Source organism: Streptomyces sp. NPDC048337, from assembly GCF_043201175.1.
Classification (GTDB): Bacteria; Actinomycetota; Actinomycetes; order Streptomycetales; family Streptomycetaceae; genus Streptomyces.
Window position 1 is genome coordinate 101,691 of record NZ_JBICYR010000016.1, and the last position, 15,333, is coordinate 117,023.

The 15,333-nt window shown below is 72.0% G+C and carries 11 protein-coding genes; 7 read left to right on the forward strand and 4 right to left on the reverse strand.

Translation table 11 applies throughout. The features are described from left to right. Positions 1-149: 149 nt before the first annotated feature. Positions 150-2,408 (forward strand): glycogen debranching protein GlgX, encoded by a 2,259-nt coding sequence (gene glgX / locus ACGFYU_RS24525; RefSeq protein WP_393829463.1) that lies wholly within the window; start codon positions 150-152, stop codon positions 2,406-2,408. Positions 2,409-2,460: 52 nt separating this feature from the next. After that, the gene (locus ACGFYU_RS24530; protein ID WP_393829464.1) at positions 2,461-3,183 is read left to right on the forward strand and encodes a CDP-alcohol phosphatidyltransferase family protein; all 723 of its coding nucleotides are present in this window, start codon (positions 2,461-2,463) and stop codon (positions 3,181-3,183) included. Here the strand turns inward: ACGFYU_RS24530 and ACGFYU_RS24535 are convergent. After that, a complete protein-coding gene (locus ACGFYU_RS24535; protein ID WP_393829465.1) occupies positions 3,164-3,667 on the reverse strand; it encodes an adenylyltransferase/cytidyltransferase family protein in 504 nt (167 codons plus the stop codon). The two genes, ACGFYU_RS24530 and ACGFYU_RS24535, sit on opposite strands and share 20 nt — an antisense overlap. A gap of 171 nt (positions 3,668-3,838) precedes the next feature. On the opposite strand from ACGFYU_RS24535, the gene ACGFYU_RS24540 reads away from it, so the two are divergent. The 3 genes from ACGFYU_RS24540 to ACGFYU_RS24550 are packed head-to-tail and all read left to right on the forward strand — an operon-like array spanning position 3,839 to position 8,024. After that, positions 3,839-5,044, forward strand: a complete 1,206-nt coding sequence (locus ACGFYU_RS24540) for a glycosyltransferase (RefSeq protein ID WP_393829533.1) — start codon at positions 3,839-3,841, stop codon at positions 5,042-5,044. Continuing rightward, positions 5,041-6,798 (forward strand): lipopolysaccharide biosynthesis protein, encoded by a 1,758-nt coding sequence (locus ACGFYU_RS24545; protein WP_393829466.1) that lies wholly within the window; start codon positions 5,041-5,043, stop codon positions 6,796-6,798. Before ACGFYU_RS24540 ends, ACGFYU_RS24545 begins: the two co-directional genes overlap by 4 nt. After that, a complete protein-coding gene (locus tag ACGFYU_RS24550) occupies positions 6,795-8,024 on the forward strand; it encodes a hypothetical protein (protein WP_393829467.1) in 1,230 nt (409 codons plus the stop codon). The genes ACGFYU_RS24545 and ACGFYU_RS24550 overlap by 4 nt, the downstream gene beginning before the upstream one ends. Positions 8,025-8,040: 16 nt before the next feature. Here ACGFYU_RS24550 and ACGFYU_RS24555 read toward each other — a convergent pair whose 3' ends face one another. Then, complete coding sequence (locus ACGFYU_RS24555) at positions 8,041-9,564, reverse strand: hypothetical protein (RefSeq protein WP_393829468.1); 1,524 nt, start codon at positions 9,562-9,564, stop codon at positions 8,041-8,043. A gap of 97 nt (positions 9,565-9,661) precedes the next feature. Here ACGFYU_RS24555 and ACGFYU_RS24560 point away from each other — a divergent pair, with 97 nt between their 5' ends. Then, positions 9,662-10,201 (forward strand): WcaF family extracellular polysaccharide biosynthesis acetyltransferase, encoded by a 540-nt coding sequence (locus ACGFYU_RS24560; RefSeq protein ID WP_393829469.1) that lies wholly within the window; start codon positions 9,662-9,664, stop codon positions 10,199-10,201. A gap of 8 nt (positions 10,202-10,209) precedes the next feature. Further along, positions 10,210-11,334, forward strand: coding sequence for a glycosyltransferase (locus ACGFYU_RS24565; protein ID WP_393829534.1), 1,125 nt, complete (start codon positions 10,210-10,212; stop codon positions 11,332-11,334). Positions 11,335-11,542: 208 nt separating this feature from the next. Here ACGFYU_RS24565 and ACGFYU_RS24570 read toward each other — a convergent pair whose 3' ends face one another. Together ACGFYU_RS24570 and ACGFYU_RS24575 are read right to left on the reverse strand one after the other, a co-directional pair. Beyond that, the gene (locus ACGFYU_RS24570; protein WP_393829470.1) at positions 11,543-13,540 is read right to left on the reverse strand and encodes a S8 family serine peptidase; all 1,998 of its coding nucleotides are present in this window, start codon (positions 13,538-13,540) and stop codon (positions 11,543-11,545) included. 158 nt (positions 13,541-13,698) lie between these two features. Then, positions 13,699-15,318, reverse strand: a complete 1,620-nt coding sequence (locus tag ACGFYU_RS24575; RefSeq protein ID WP_393829471.1) for a phospholipase A2 — start codon at positions 15,316-15,318, stop codon at positions 13,699-13,701. Positions 15,319-15,333: the final 15 nt, after the last annotated feature.

Here is a 15,333-nt window from a genome sequence, read left to right on the forward strand (position 1 = left end):
TCCGGGGGAAACGTGAGCGGGCCGCACGTTCCGGGGAGAACAGTCCGGGCAGAACAGTGGGAAGGACCAGACGGGGGCGGGCCCTGGCCGGGACGCCGGGGCCGCACTCCCCTCCCCCCGCAGGTACCGAGGAGCCGTGGAGGCGGTCAGTGTCGAGCGCAGCCGAGCAGGAAGAGGCGGTGGAAGCCGTCGGGAAGCCGAACGGCCAGGTCAGAGGGCAGGTTTTACGTGCCTCCGCGCGCCCGGGACCACCCGTGTGGCCCGGATCCTCGCATCCCCTCGGGGCCCGCTTCCGCCAGGGCCCCGACGGGACGCCGGGCACCAACTTCGCGCTGTGGGCGCAGGGCGCCGAGGCGGTGGAGCTGTGCCTCTTCGACCGGGGCGGGGCCGAGACCCGCTGCGCCCTGACGGAGCTCACGCACGAGATCTGGCACGGCTTCGTGCCGGGCGTGCGCCCCGGACAGCGCTACGGGTTCCGCGTCCACGGCCGCTGGGATCCCTGGACGGGCGTGCGCCACAACCCGGCGAAGCTGCTGCTGGACCCGTACGCACGGGCCGTGGACGGTGACTTCACCCTGCCGCCGGAGGTCTACGGGCACGTCCGCGACTGGCCGCAGCAGTACATCGCCGACACCGTGCGCGACGACCGGGACTCGGCGCCCTTCGTCCCCAAGGGGGTCGTGGTCCACGATGACGACGACTGGGCGGACGACGTCCGGCCGAAGACCCCGTGGGCCGATTCGGTGATCTACGAGCTGCACGTGCGCGGCTTCACGATGCGCCATCCGGGTGTGCCGCGGGAGCTGCGCGGCACGTACGCGGGCCTCGCCCACCCGGCGGCGGTCGAGCACCTGGTGAAGCTGGGCGTGACGGCGGTCGAGCTGCTGCCGGTGCACCAGTTCGCGCACGAGGACCACCTGCTGCGCCGGGGCCTGCGCAACTACTGGGGCTACAACTCGATCGGCTACTTCGCCCCGCACGCGGGCTACTCGGCGAGCGGTACGGCCGGGCAGCAGGTCGGGGAGTTCAAGCGGATGGTGCGGGCCCTGCACGCGGCCGGGATCGAGGTCATCCTCGACGTGGTCTACAACCACACGGCGGAGGCGGGCGAGCTCGGCCCGACGCTGTCGCTGCGCGGGATCGACAACCGGGGCTACTACCGGCTCCAGTCGGACCAGCGCCGCTACGCCGACTACACGGGCTGCGGGAACACCCTGCACGCGGGGCGCCCGCACGTGCTGCGCCTCATCACGGACTCCCTGCGCTACTGGGTCACCGAGATGGGGGTGGACGGCTTCCGCTTCGACCTGGCGGCGGCGCTGGCCCGCTCGATGCACGACGTGGACATGCTGTCGCCGTTCCTGGCGGTCATCGCCCAGGACCCGGTGCTGCGGCGGGTCAAGCTGATCGCGGAGCCGTGGGACGTGGGCTCCGGGGGCTACCAGGTGGGGGCCTTCCCCCCGCTGTGGACGGAGTGGAACGACCGGTACCGGGATGCCGTACGGGACTTCTGGCGGGGCGCGCTGCCCGACGTACGGGACCTGGGGTACCGGCTGTCGGGGTCGAGCGACCTGTACGCGTGGGGCGGGCGGCGTCCGTACGCCTCGGTGAACTTCGTGACGGCGCACGACGGGTTCACACTGCGGGACCTGGTCAGTTACGAGCGCAAGCACAACGAGGCCAACGGGGAGGCGGGCCGGGACGGGACCAATGACAACCGGTCGTGGAACTGCGGGGCGGAGGGCGAGAGCGACGATCCGCGGATCGGGGTGCTGCGCCGCCGCCAGCTGCGCAACCTGCTCACCACCCTGTTGCTGTCCACGGGCGTGCCGATGCTGGTGGCGGGGGACGAGTTCGGGCGCACCCAGGGCGGCAACAACAACGCGTACTGCCAGGACAACGAGACGGGGTGGGTGGACTGGCGGCTGCTGGAGGACCCGGCGTGGCGGGAGCTGTTCGCGCTGACGGCGCGGCTGATCTCGCTGCGGCAGGCCCATCCGGTGCTGCGGCGGCGGGCCTTCTTCTCGGGGCGTCCGCAGGGGGCGGACGGGCTGCGGGACCTGGCCTGGTTCACCCCGGCGGGCGCGGAGATGACGGAGCGGGACTGGTACGCGCCGACCGCCACGCTGGGCATGTACCTGTCCGGGCGGGACATCCCGGGCCGCGACGAGCGGGGCCGGCAGGTGACGGACGACAGCTTCCTGGCCGTACTGCACACCGGGGACCGGCCGGTGGCGTGGGTGCTGCCGGGGGCACCCTGGGCGGAGGCGTACGAACTGGTCGTGGACACCTCGCGGGAGGACCAGGCCGCGGCCCCGGGCACCCGGCACCGCGGCGGGGAGACGCTGACGGTCCCGGCGCGGTCGGTGGTGCTGCTGCGGGTGGTGGTGTCCGCGGGCCTGCGATGATGTGGCCTTCCTGCGAACACTTGAGCACACGAACACACGAACAGGGGCACGCATGGCGAGTGTCGGTACGGCGCTGCGGGAGCTGCGCGGGGCGCAGAAGTCGGCGAAGGGCGTCTCGCTCTACTCCCGGTTCGTCAACCGGCCCGCCGGGCGGTTCCTGGCCGCCGGGTCCTACGCGCTCGGGCTCACCCCGAACCAGGTGACGCTGGTCAGCGCCGCCTTCAGCTTCGCCGCCGTGGCCGCGGTCGCGCTGGCCGCGCCCTCGTGGGGGCTGGGCATCGCCGTCTGGGCGGCGCTCGCCGTCGGCTTCGCCTTCGACTCGGCCGACGGCCAGCTGGCCCGGCTGCGCGGCGGCGGCAGCCCGGCGGGCGAGTGGCTCGACCACGTCGTGGACTGCGCCAAGCTGACCGCGCTGCACACCTGCGTGCTGATCGCCTTCTACCGCTTCCCCGAGGCGTACGGGACGGGAGCGGACGGCTGGCTGCTCGTACCGCTGGGCTTCCAGCTGGCCGCGGTCGTCACCTTCTTCGGCGGGCTGCTGACCGAGAAGCTCAAGCCGAAGGCCGCCCCGGGGAGCGCCGCCGCGGCCCCCTCGACCGTCCGCGCGGTGGCGCTGCTGCCCGTGGACTACGGGGTGTTCTGCGGGGTGTTCCTGCTGCTCGGCGGCGGGCAGCTGTTCCGCTGGGCCTACACCGGCTTCGGCGTGGTCGCCGCCCTGTTCCTGGTGGCGTTCCTCGCGAAGTGGTTCCGGGAGCTCAGCGCCGTTCGGCGGTGAGCGGGCCGTCCGCCGAGGCGGGCGGTTCGGCGAGCGCGTCCAGCGCCCGGCGCAGCTGGGTGCTGGAGGTGTGCACGGTGTAGGGGAAGTAGACGACATCGACCCCGTGGGCGGCGAAGTCCTTCTCCAGCTTGTCGCCCTTGGGGGTGCCCCGCCAGTCGTCGCCCTTGAAGATGACGTCGAAGCGGACCTGCCGCCAGGTCTCCACCTTGTCGGGGACCGTCTCGACGAAGGCGGCGTCGACGTACTTCACGCTGCGCACGATTTCGAGGCGTTCGACCAGCGGGATCATCGGGCGCCGGCCCTTGGCGAGTTCGGCCATCTCGTCGGAGACCACTCCGGCCACCAGGTAGTCGCACTGACTGCGGGCGTGCCGAAGGATGTTGAGATGCCCGATATGGAAGAGATCGTACGCACCCGGCGCGTAGCCGATCCTGTACGCCCGCTGCGCGCCCGGCCGCGCGGGCGCGCCAAGGTCCGACATGTCCCGCTCCGTCATCTGTTACCCCCAGCAGTCGCACCCCCCGGTGCGGCGGATTAGCAGACAATAGCGTGCACGTTCCGCACCATGCCGGTGAACGAATAGGGTGACGTGCGCATCATCCAGGGGAGAAGGGGACGCTCAGTGTCCAGATCCGGTCACCGGCGCCTGCTGCTGGTTTCCACCAATTACGCTCCGGAGCACGCGGGGATCGGGCCGTACGCCACCCAGATCGCGGAGCATTGGGCGGATCTCGGCCACGAGACCCACGTCCTCACCGGCATGCCGCACTACCCGGCGTGGTCGCTGGAGCCGGAGTACAAGGGGGCGCTCCGGCGCACGGAACAGCGCGCGGGGGTCACCGTGCACCGGCGTGCGCACACCGTGCCGCCGCGTCAGACCGCCGTGAAGCGGGCCCTGTTCGAAGGATCGATCCTGCTGCACGGTGCCGTGGCCCCGCCCCGGATGCCGAAGCCCCAGGCCGTCCTCGCCCAGATGCCCAGCCTGGCCGGCGGGGTGCTCGCCGCCCGGCTCGCGGCGCGATGGAAGGTCCCGTACGTCCCGGTCGTCCAGGACCTGATGGGCGCCGCCGCCGCGCAGAGCGGCATCAGCGGGGGCGACAAGGCCGCCGCGCTCGCCGGCCGCGCCGAGGCGTACGCCCTCAAGCGGGCCACCCTCGTCGGCGTCATCCACGAGACCTTCGTGGACCGGGTCGTCGGCATGGGCGTGGACCCGGGCCGCATACGCCTCGTGCCCAACTGGTCCCACGTGGCCGTGCCCACCAAACCGCGCGCCGAGACCCGCCGCCACCTGGGCTGGGCCCCGGGCCAGACCGTCGTCCTGCACTCCGGGAACATGGGCCTCAAGCAGGGGCTCGAGGTGCTCGTCAGCGCCGCCCGGCTGGAACCGAGCGTCCGCTTCGTCCTCATGGGCGACGGCAGCCAGCGCTCGACCCTGGCCGAGCTCTCGGCCGACGTGCCCAACCTCGACATCATCCCCCCTGCCGCCGACGGCGAGTTCCCGGATATCCTCGCGGCGGCGGACGTGCTCGCGGTCACGCAGCACGCGGCCGTGCTGGACATGAGCGTGCCGTCGAAGCTCACCTCCTACTTCCAGGCCGGCCGGCCCGTCGTCGCCTCCGTGGCGGCGGAGGGCGGAACCGCCCAGGAGGTGGAGCGCTCGGGCGCGGGGGTGCTCGTACCGCCGGAGGACCCCGAGGCCCTGCTGAAGGCCGTACGGGCCCTGGCCGAGGACCCAGAGGGCGCGGACGAACTGGGAGCGGCCGGGCCCCGCCACGTGGCGGCCCACCTGAGCCGCGAAGCGGGCCTGGCCCGCATCGACGCACTGATGGACGAGGCACTTGGGGGTCCCCGCCCGTGATCGAGACGAACCGCCCCGCGGCGGCACCGGCCGACGACGAACCCGACCTCCTCAGAGACCAGTTCCGCCAGCTCCTGCGCTACCGCAGGCTCATCGGCGCGGGCATCGGGGTCGGGCTGCTGGGCGGCGTCTACCTCGGCATCTCCACGGCCGACACGTACGTCGCGACCACCGACGTGGTCCTGCGCGCCCCCACCGACGACCCGTTCAACCCGAGCCTCGCCCCCGACAAGGCGATCAACATCGGCTCGGAGCGGCAGGTCGCGCTCAGTTCCTCCATAGCCAACGAGGCCGCGAAGAAGCTCGGCGTGGGCCCCTCCGGCTTCGCCGCCCTGCGCAGCGGGCTCCAGGTCACCAACCCGCCGCAGACGATGGTGCTCCGCTTCACCTACACCGCGTCCTCCCCCAAGGAAGCCGCCCAGCGCGCCAACGCGATGACCGAGGCCTACCTGCTCAAGCGGCAGGAGGCCCTCGACGCCACCCGCGACAAGATGGTCAAGGGCTACAAGGACCAGCGCGACCCGATCGCCAAGCAGCTCGACGAGCTCACCAAGGAGATCGCCCGGATGCCGGCCGGCGCCCCGCGCGACGCCGCCACCTCCACCAAGACCGACCTCCAGAGCGAGGTCGGCGGCTACAACACCAAGATCACCAAGCTGGAGACCCTGGACATGACCCCGGGCCGGGTCACCAGCGCCGCGACCCCGCCCTCCGCGCCCGACGGCCCCGGCATCCTCATGTCGCTGGCGCTCGGCGCGGCCGTGGGCCTCGCGCTCGGCCTGCTGGCTGCCTGGGTCCGGCTCGTCTTCGACCCGGCGCCGCGCTCCGAGGGCGATGTGGCACGGGCCCTGCGCGCGCCCGTACTCGGCTACCTGCCCCGGGACAAGACCGGCGGCGGGCCGCTGCTCGCGGCGGGCGAGGAGGATCCGCGGCTCGCCGAGGAGTACCGCTCGGTGGCCTTCCGGCTCGCCTACGACTCCCGCTTCGCCGACCGGCGCCGGCTGCTCGTGGTCGCCCCGCGCGGCAGCAGCGAGACGGCCGCCGCGGTCGCCGTGAACCTCGGCGCCTCCTTCGCGGAGACCGGCAAGGACGTCCTGCTCATCGAGGCCGACCTGCGCACCCCGGTGCTGGCCAGCCAGCTGCCGACCGACGCGGGCGGCCGGCCCCGCTGGAGCCAGTCGCCGGGCGCTCCCGGTGCCGGCAAGGGCCCGGCGCAGCACGGGGACACCGAGTGGCCCGACGGGCGCCAGCTGGTCGTGGACGCCGGGGAGTCGGGCGCCTTCGACCTGATCCCGGGCGAGCGGGTGCGCAACGTCGCCCGCGCGCTGACCTCCCCGCGCGCCACCCGGCTGATCTCCGAGGCCGACTCCCCCAACTCCACCGTCGTCGTGCTCGCGCCGCCCGTGCTCTCGTACGCCGACGCCCTCGCCCTCGTCGACCGCGTCGACGGCGTGCTGGTGGTCTGCGACCCGCGCGCCGTGCACCGCAGCGACCTCGCGCGGATCCGCGAACTGATCAGCGGGGCAGGCGGTACGGTGCTCGGCGCGGTGCTGCACGCGCCGCTGCCGGGCGAGAAGCGGGGCCGCGGCAAGGGCGGTCGGGGCGGCCCGGAGGCCGGCGGTCCGCCGCCGGCGGCGCGCACGCGGTCCGCGCCGCAGCCGATCCCCTACGAGGCCGCCGAGCCCGAGCAGCACATCCCCGGCGACGGTACGGACACGGTCACCCTGCGGGCCGTCCGCATGGGCAGGCGGTGAGCCGGCGCGGCCTCGCGGCGGTCGCGTCGGTCCTGGACCAGGCGGCGTCCAGCGCCACGAACATCCTTGTGCTGGTGCTGGCCGCCCGGCTGTCCTCGGCGTCCGGCTTCGCCGACTTCTCCATGGTGTACGTGGCCTTCAGCGTGCTCCTCGGACTGAACATGGCCTACGTCGGCCAGAGCCTGGTCCTGGAGAAGGGCGAGCGGCTGGGCGCGCTGTGCCGGTCGGCGGCCGCCTTCACGGGCGCCGCCTCGGCGGCGGTGGGCGCGGTGCTGGCTCTGGTGGGTCTGCTGCTCCCCGGGGCCACGGGGCGGGCGTTCCTCTCCCTGGGCCTCGTACTGCCGTTGGTGTTGCTCCAGGACGGGCTGCGGTACTGCTTCTCCGCGCTGCGCGCCCCCGAGCGGGCCCTGGCCGCCGACGCGCTGCGGCTGGTGTGCGTGGTCGCGGCGCTGGCCGTGCAGCCCGCCGGTGCCTCGGCGGGGCGGCTGGTGCTGGCGTGGGGGCTCTCCGCGCTGCCGGCGCTGGGAGTCGGGCTGTGGCTGCTGCGGCCGTACGTCCGCGGTTCCCGCGCCGACCTGCGGCCGTACCTTCGGCGGGGCCACCTGGGGCAGCGGTTCGTCGTCGAATTCGCGGTGGGCAACGGCGCCAGCCAACTCGCCGTACTGGGCCTGGGCGTCTTCGCGACCCCTCTGGCGGTCGGCGCGCTGCGCGGCGCGACCACGCTCTTCGGCCCGCTGAACGTCCTGTTCAACTCGGCGAACGCCTTCGGCCCGCCGGTACTGGGGCGCCTCGGCGGCAAGCGGGCCACGGTCCGGGCGACGGTCCTGCTGGGCGCCGCACTGGCCGCGGTCTCGGCGGCCTGGGCCACGGCCCTCTTCCTCCTCCCCGGCCGGCTGGGCCGCGAACTGCTGGGCGACACCTGGTCGTCGGCGTCCGCGCTGCTGCCGGCGACGGGGGCGCAGTACGCGGTGATGGGCCTGGGCACGTGCGCCCTGCTCACCCTCCGGGTCCTGGCCCCGAAGTCGACCCTCTCCCTGCAGGTGCTCTTCTCCCTCCTGTCGGTGGCGCTCCTCCTGGCCGGCTACCTCGTCGGGGGTGCCCTGGGCGCCGCCTGGGGCCTGGCAGCCGGCTCCGCCCTCAAGGCCGCGGCCGCCTGGACCCGCGTCTCCCGCCTCCCCGACCCCACCGCACAGGCCACGCCCCAACAGGCGTCCGCCACGGCCTGACCCCTTGCGGGGTGGGTCAGCGGAGGGTGGTGGCGCGATCGGTGCGGTACGTGGCCACCAGCCAGAGACAGAGGGCCGCGATGGCGACGCGCCCCGAGGCCTGGAGGAGGGGGCCGCGGAGCAGGATGAAGGAGTAGCCCGCGACCAGCGGGACCACCACCGAGATCAGGCTGCCCGGCGGCGACCGCCGAGTGGCCCGCTTCGCGTAGCGGCGGTCGACGCGGGCCGAGGCGTAGCCCATGCCCAGCAGCCCGGCGCCCATGCCCAGCGGCCCGAAGTCGAGCCACAGTTCCGCCCAGATCGGGGAGGAGAGGTTGGTGTTGACCGTGCCCATCCACTGGCCGACCATCACGCCGGTGTCCCTCGGCTTGCCCGGCCAGACCGAGCGCGGCACCGCGAAGAGGACCGATCCGGCCAGCTGGCGCCCGTAATAGTGGCCGGGCCCGGAGTTCGAGAAGGTGATCGTGTTCGCGAACATGCCGATCTGGTCGTAGTCCTTGAGCGCCATCGGCTCCAGGAAGGACGTGGTCTCGACCGGCCGGTAGTTCTTCTCGTCGTACCGGAAGCGGTCCGCGAACGGGAAGATCAGGAGCGCGATCACCACCGCCATCGACAGCGCCACCCGGTACATCGCCGCGCTCACCGGGAAGACGGTGAACAGCATCGCGAACATGACCGTCAGGAACCAGTAGCGCGGGTTCGAGATCGGGTTGTTGACCACCAGGTTCAGCAGGGCGAGCGCCCCCCAGGTGACGATGATCGAGACCTTGCGACGGGCGAACTTCGAGGTGATCAGCCAGCGGGTGTAGAGGAGGAGCGACAGCAGTGCCGGGACCGTACCGAAGCCGCGCAGCAGCGCCTGGCCGGCCTGGCCGTCGCCGTTGGAGACGCCCGCCTCCTCGATGCCCGCGATGATCTCCTGGCGGCTGGAGAAGAAGACCGCCGGACCGCCGAGCTTCAGGACGAAGGCCGCGCTGCACAGGAAGGACAGGGCCGTCAGGAGCTGGAGGCGGCGCCGGTGCGCCATGACCGGCCGCGGTTCCTTCTGCGAGCCGCCCGCGCGGCCGGCCGGCCGGTGGCGGGCGAGCAGGACGCCGACGTCGAAGGCGGTGCAGCCGAGCAGCACCAGCCCGATGGCGGCGGTGAGGTCGGAGCGCGGGCCGACGACGGGCGTGGGGACCTGGCCGAGGACGGCCTGCGCGAGCGGGGCCACGCCCATGGCCATGTAGACGAAGAGCCAGAAGGAGCCCTGGAGCAGCTTGCGCCGGCTGGTGAGCACCATCGCGGAGAGCCGGGCACCCGCGTACATGGTGAGCAGGAGCTGGAGCCAGAAGGCCGCGTCACGGGCGCCGGCGCCGGTCTGGACGGCGACGAACAGCGGCAGGAAGACGGTGAATCCGAGGGCGAGCGGGACGGACAGCGCGCGCGAGAGGAGCGTGCGCGGGGTGGTGACCCGGCCCCACAGCGTCTCGTCCTCGAAGGGCGACGGCACCGGCGGCTTCGCGGGCCGAACGGTGGGCTTGCGTATGTCCGTCGTCACTGCCGCCCCCACCCCATGTGCCTGGTCCGCGCGCAGTCTAGTCTGAGCGGGCCGTGCCCGGGGAGGCGCCGGTGTGGGTGCACGATGGGGGCTACAGGTGCGTGATCTTCCTTCCTTCACGCTGGCCGGATACGACAAGGGGCGCGGGCTGCTGACGCAGGCGCTCTGGTTCGCCGTGATGAACACGCTGTTCATGAGCTGGTTCTGTCCGGCGCGGCTGCGGGTCTCGCTGCTGCGGGCCTTCGGGGCGCGGATCGGCGAGGGCGTGCTGATCCGGCACAAGGTGCGGGTGCTGTGGCCGTGGAAGCTGACCGTCGGGGACCACACCTGGATCGGCGAGGGCGCCTGGCTGCTGAACCTGGAGCCGGTGACGATCGGTTCGCACGTGTGCCTCTCGCAGGAGGCCCTGCTGTGCACCGGCTCGCACGACCACCGGGCCGCGGACTTCCGCTACCGCAACGCGCCGATCACCGTCGAGGACGGGGCGTGGGTGGCGGTACGGGCGACCGTGCTGGCCGGGGTGACCGTGGGCCGCTGCGCGGTCGCGGGCGCGGGGGCCGTCGTACACAAGGACCTGCCGGAACTGACCCTGCAGACCCAGGACGGGCGGCGCCGCCCGGTGGAGGAGCCCAAGTGAGTGCCGCGTTGAAAGTCCTGCACGCCGTCACCCTGCACTCCCCCTCGCACGCCTTCGGCGGGCCGGTCCGGGTCGCGCTGAACCTGGCCGGGGGGCTGCGGGCGCGCGGCCACGAGGCGCGGCTGGTGGCGCTGGGCGAGGGTTTCCCCGACCCCTGGCCGACCTCCGTGGAGGGCGTCCCGGCCAGGCTCTTCCCGGCGCGGCGGCTGCTGCCCCTGGGCTTCAGCGGGATGACCTCGCCGGCCCTGCTGGCCTCGGCGGGCCGCCTGGTGCGGGACGCGGACGTGGTCCATGTCCACCTCGCACGGGACCTGGTGACCCTGCCGGTGGCCCTCGCGGCGCTGCGGGCCGGCAAGCCGCTGGTGCTGCAGACCCACGGGATGGTGGACCCGAGCGAGAAGCTGCTGGCCAAGGTGCTGGACGCGGTGGCCGTACGGCGGCTGCTGCGCGGGGCGGACGCGGTGCTGTACCTGACCCCGCACGAGCGGGAGGGCCTGGACGCGGTGGTCGGCGCCCCGCTGGCGAACGCGGTCCGCCTGGTCAACGGCACGCCGGCGCAGGAGGAGCGGCCTGCCGCTTCGCTCGGCGGGCCGCCGCGCGTCCTGTACTCGGCGCGCCTGCAGGCCCGTAAGCGGCCGGTGGACTTCGTGGACGCGGCCCCGGCGGTGCTCGCGGCGCACCCGGACGCGGAGTTCGTGGTGGCGGGCCCCGACGAGGGCGAGCTGGCGGCGGTCCGGGCGCGGATCGCGGCGCTCGGCCTGACGGACCGGTTCACGGTGCCGGGCGCGCTCTCGACGGCCGAGGTGCTCGCGGAACTGCGCCGGGCCCACGTCTACGTCCTGCCGTCGGTGGACGAGCCGTTCCCGATGTCGGTGCTGGAGGCGCTGTCGGTGGGGGTCCCGTCGGTGGTGACCCACTCGAACGGTCTGGCCCGCGACATCGCCGCCGCCGGAGCCGGCCACGCGGTCGACCCGGGGCCGTCGGGCGTGGCATCGGCGGTGCTGTCCCTGCTGGACCCGGCGGCGAACGAATCCGCCTCCCGCGCGGCCCGCGAACTGGCCGCGCAGTCCTTCTCGATGGACTCCGTCCTGGACACCCTCCTCCCGGTGTACGAGCGCGCGCTGCGCCGCTAGGGCTGGGCCGCTGCGCGGAGCCTGTCCCTCTCCGCCCTTCCCCCGTTCCCCGGGGACTCCGCCCCGAACCCCGTAGGTGCGGTGCGCGCCCGTGCCCTCAATCAGCCCGGCGCGGCCCACCGCAGGGGGACGGCAGACAAAATCACCGCCACCGGCCCGGGGTTTGGGCGCGGTGGCGGCATTGTCGTACGAGGGAGGTCAGGGGCGGCTAGAACACCAGCGCCCAGCTCTTGAGCGTACCGGTCGAACCCGTCACCACGTCACTTACGCGCAGCTTCCACGTGCCGTTGAGCTGTTCGGGGTCGATCGTGACCGGATACAGTCGCTGGAGATCACCACCCCGCTGCGCCACTTCTGGCGACTTCACGAAGTACTCCGTTCCGTCCGGGGCGATCAGGTCGAGTCTCACATCGCCTCGCCACTCGTGCGTGAGGTCCACGTACACGTTCACCTCCGACGCCGGGTATCCGACGAGGTCGGGACCCGTCACCGGCAGCTCCACCGAACCGCCGTCCGGGATCGCCGTCACAGTCTGGTTCTCCAGCACCGGGAAGCCGATCGACCAGTTGCGCAGCGTGCCCGTGTTCCCGGCGGTGACATCCTGCACCTTCAGTGTCCACGTGCCGTCCGCCGGAGCAGCCGACGCGTCCACACCGTAGAACCGCTTGACGTCGCCGGCGCCCTGGTAGCCGAGCGACAGCCGGTGGGCCGTTCCGGCCGGGTCGACCAGGTCAATCCGCAGGTCGTTACGGCGCTGGTGGGTGAGGTCCACCCAAACCTGCAACGCGCCCGAAGCCCGCGCGCCCATACCGCTGACCTGGACCTGAGAGGTGACCGTACCGACGTCGGGGATCGCCGCGGCATTCGTGTTGGCGAAGTCGGCCTGATGCGGCTTCGGGGCCGGGGCGGGCTCCGGCTCGCCCGTCTCGAACGTCGCCGCGAGGTCTATGCGCGGGGTGGTGGCACCCGTGTAGGTGACCGGCTTCCCCTTCGACTTCAGCAGCGTGAGCAGGTTGTCCAGGCTTTCTTCCCCATGCGCCTGGCGCAGCACCGCAATCGCGGCCGCCACGTGCGGGGAGGCCATCGACGTGCCGTTCTTCGAGGCGAACTGCCCTCCCGGAACGGAGGAGACTATGCCAGTACCGGGGGCGAACACGTCGAGCAGCGGGCCACGGTTGCTGAAGGAAGACAGCTGATCCGCATCGGTGGTCGAGCCGACGGCGACGGCCGACGGGACACAGGCCGGGGCGCTGACCGCGTTGGTGTAGCCGCTGTTACCGGCCGCCACGACGGTGGCGACACCGGCGGCGAACAGGTCGTCGATCACCTTCTTGCGTGGATCGGCGTTGCACGCACTGGTGTAACGGCCGCTGCCCAGACTCAGGTTCGCCGCAGCGATCGGCATTCCGCCCTGCTTCAGCGCCAGGACCTTCTCCATCGCGGCGAGCTGCGAGGAAGTGAAGCTGAGCACGCACGGCGCGGTTGCGCCACAGTAGGCCGACGAAGTGAACTTGGAGAAGACCTGCATGGCGACGATGCCCGCGCCCGGCGCGACACCCTGCTTCGGGGCGCCGGTGATGTCCTTGCCGTTGCCCGCGACGATGCCTGCGACGTGGGTGCCGTGGTCACAGCCCGCGATCGTCGCGCAGCCCGTCGCCTCCACGTCGGCCGTCCCCGGCCCTTCCTGTGCCGTAGTGCCGTTGGGGCACAGGCTGGTCGCACCGTAAGCCGAGTCGTTGGACGAGAAGCACGCCTCCGCGATCACCCTGTCCTTGAGGAACGGGTGGTTCACGGCGACACCGGTGTCCAGGATCGCGACCGCCTGGCCGGAGCCGTCGTAGCCGCCTGCCGTGGCCTTGTCCGCCTTGATCAGAGCTGTGCTCTCATCCAGGCTCGGCGGGACGGGAACGTCCTCGGTGACCGATACGACACCCTCCTGGGACGCCAGCGCCTCCAGGCCCGCTTCGTCAACCCGGAGCGTCACCACGGGGAGTGTGGACAGGGTCTGCAGCGTCTCGCCGGCCGTGGCCGCCTGGTCGAGCTGGCTGCGGTTCTCGGTGACGACGTTCACGCGGACCTTGCCGCCGTCGACCACCTCGTCGTACAGCGGCGGGTCGACGGGGGAGGTGATCTGTGTGCCGTCGAGTCCGTCCTCCGCGTAGGACGGCGCCGCGCCGAGCGTCAGCGCTGTCAGCGCCAACAGCACGGAGAACCATATCGGTCTTCTCATGTAAGTCCATTTCGAATACTGGGCACGACGCGTACCCAGGCGAAGTGTGGGATTTGCGCACGGAAGGGCCGGATGGCGCACGGGCGCCATCCGGCCGCCACGCTCAGGCGTGATTGATCAACAAGCGCCGGCGATCACGCGCCGTTGTGCGGGTCTCCGAAGTGGCGTACGAACCACAAGTAGGTGCCGGCCCGGCTCCTGCACGTGCTCTTGTTCCGGTAGGCGTCGCAGGTCTTGTTCACCAGCATGTTGTAGAACTCTTGGTCGACAGCATCCTTGTTGTACCGGCTGAGGTAGTACGAGTACGACGTCCAGGTGTTGCCGATGAGGCCGTACCCGTAGTCGTGGCTGTCGCATGCCGTGCGGAAGTCGTAACCCGAGGGCTGGTCAGGCGAATCGGTGCAGTGGTCGTTGTTGATGCCGACGACGCGGGTGCCGTCGGGCGTCCACTTGAAGTACGGCTGCTTCCAGCCGTAGTGCTTCGCCCATGCCGCGCATCCGTAGGTTGCGTAGTACATCCACCTGTAGGCGGTGTAGCACTGCCCCGGGTTGCTCAGGGGCGCCTCCGGGCCGCCTGGCTGAAGGAACTCCGACTGAATGGGGCCGGTGGCGTTCGGGTCGGTGATGCCCGCCGAGCCCTGGAGCTGTGCCTCCGAGGAGGGAGATGCCGGGCCGTCGAACGTGGCGTTCGGCACGGCGCCCTCAGCCGGGAAGTCCAGTTCCCAAGACCCGTTCAGCGCGGAGTCGATGTCGTTGACACGGCCGGTTTCGTCGTAGGAATACGTCGCCTCCGGCTCGGAGCTCTCAGACGGGTCGGAGACCGTGCGCAGCTTCCCCGAAGCGTCGTAGGAGTAGCGCGCCACCGTCTGCGTGGTCTGCCCGTTGGTGGCGCTGATCTCCTTCACCAGGCCGGAGAAGTCACCGAAAGCTGAGCCACTGGCGGTGGTTGAGTCCGCGTAGGTCACGGCCAGCGAGTCGGTCACACCCTCGCTGTTGGGGATGGTGGTCACCGTGGAGACACGGCCCTTGGCGTCGTAGGTGGCCGTGTTCGCGCCGAAGGCATTGTTGCCGGTTTTGGTCACCCGCCACGTGTCGGCGCCCGTGTACCCGGCGGGCTGCTGCCACGTGTAGGTGGGAGCGAGATCCGCGTTGGAGAGCGGGTTGCCGTTCGCGTCCTTGAACTTGTCGTCACCTGCCGCGACGGCGCTTAGCTCTGTCGCGATCACCTCGCTGATCGTCGTGGTCAGGGCTGCCTGGCCCTCGTCCCACTTCGTGGTCTCCGTGATCTTGGAGCCGCTCGCGTCCTCGTACTTGTTGACGCCACCGCCTCCCGGGTACTCGATGCTGTCGACCAGCTCATAGCGGAAGGACTCGTTCACGACCAGGTCGGTGACCACGACGGCCCCGTCGACCTGCTCCAGCTTGCGGTTGAGCTGACCGCCGAGGAACTCGGCTTCCCAGCCGGCACCGAACACGCCCATGTCCGGGCGGGTTTCGGGTGCGGATTCGGGCTTGGCCAGGCCGCCCTCCGCGGGCGTGACGACGCTGTGCTTGCGGCCCATCAGGCCGGCAGGTACGTCGGACTCGGTGAACCGGAAGGTCTTCGTGTCCGAGTAGTAGGTGCCGGGTCCCACCTGCGATATCTCGGCGCCGGACAACGGCTGCACGGGCAGCGTATCCGCGCTCGCGGCCTGCTGCGGCAGCAGCAGCGACAACGACATGGCGGCGACGACAGGCAGCACTGATCTTCGCACAATTCTCCCCTGGTT

Coding starts and splice junctions, on each gene's coding strand:
- ACGFYU_RS24530 (WP_393829464.1), top strand. CDS start 2,461: ATGGCGAGTGTCGGTACGGCGCTGCGGGAGCTGCGCGGGGCGCAGAAG.
- ACGFYU_RS24535 (WP_393829465.1), bottom strand. CDS start 3,667: ATGTCGGACCTTGGCGCGCCCGCGCGGCCGGGCGCGCAGCGGGCGTAC.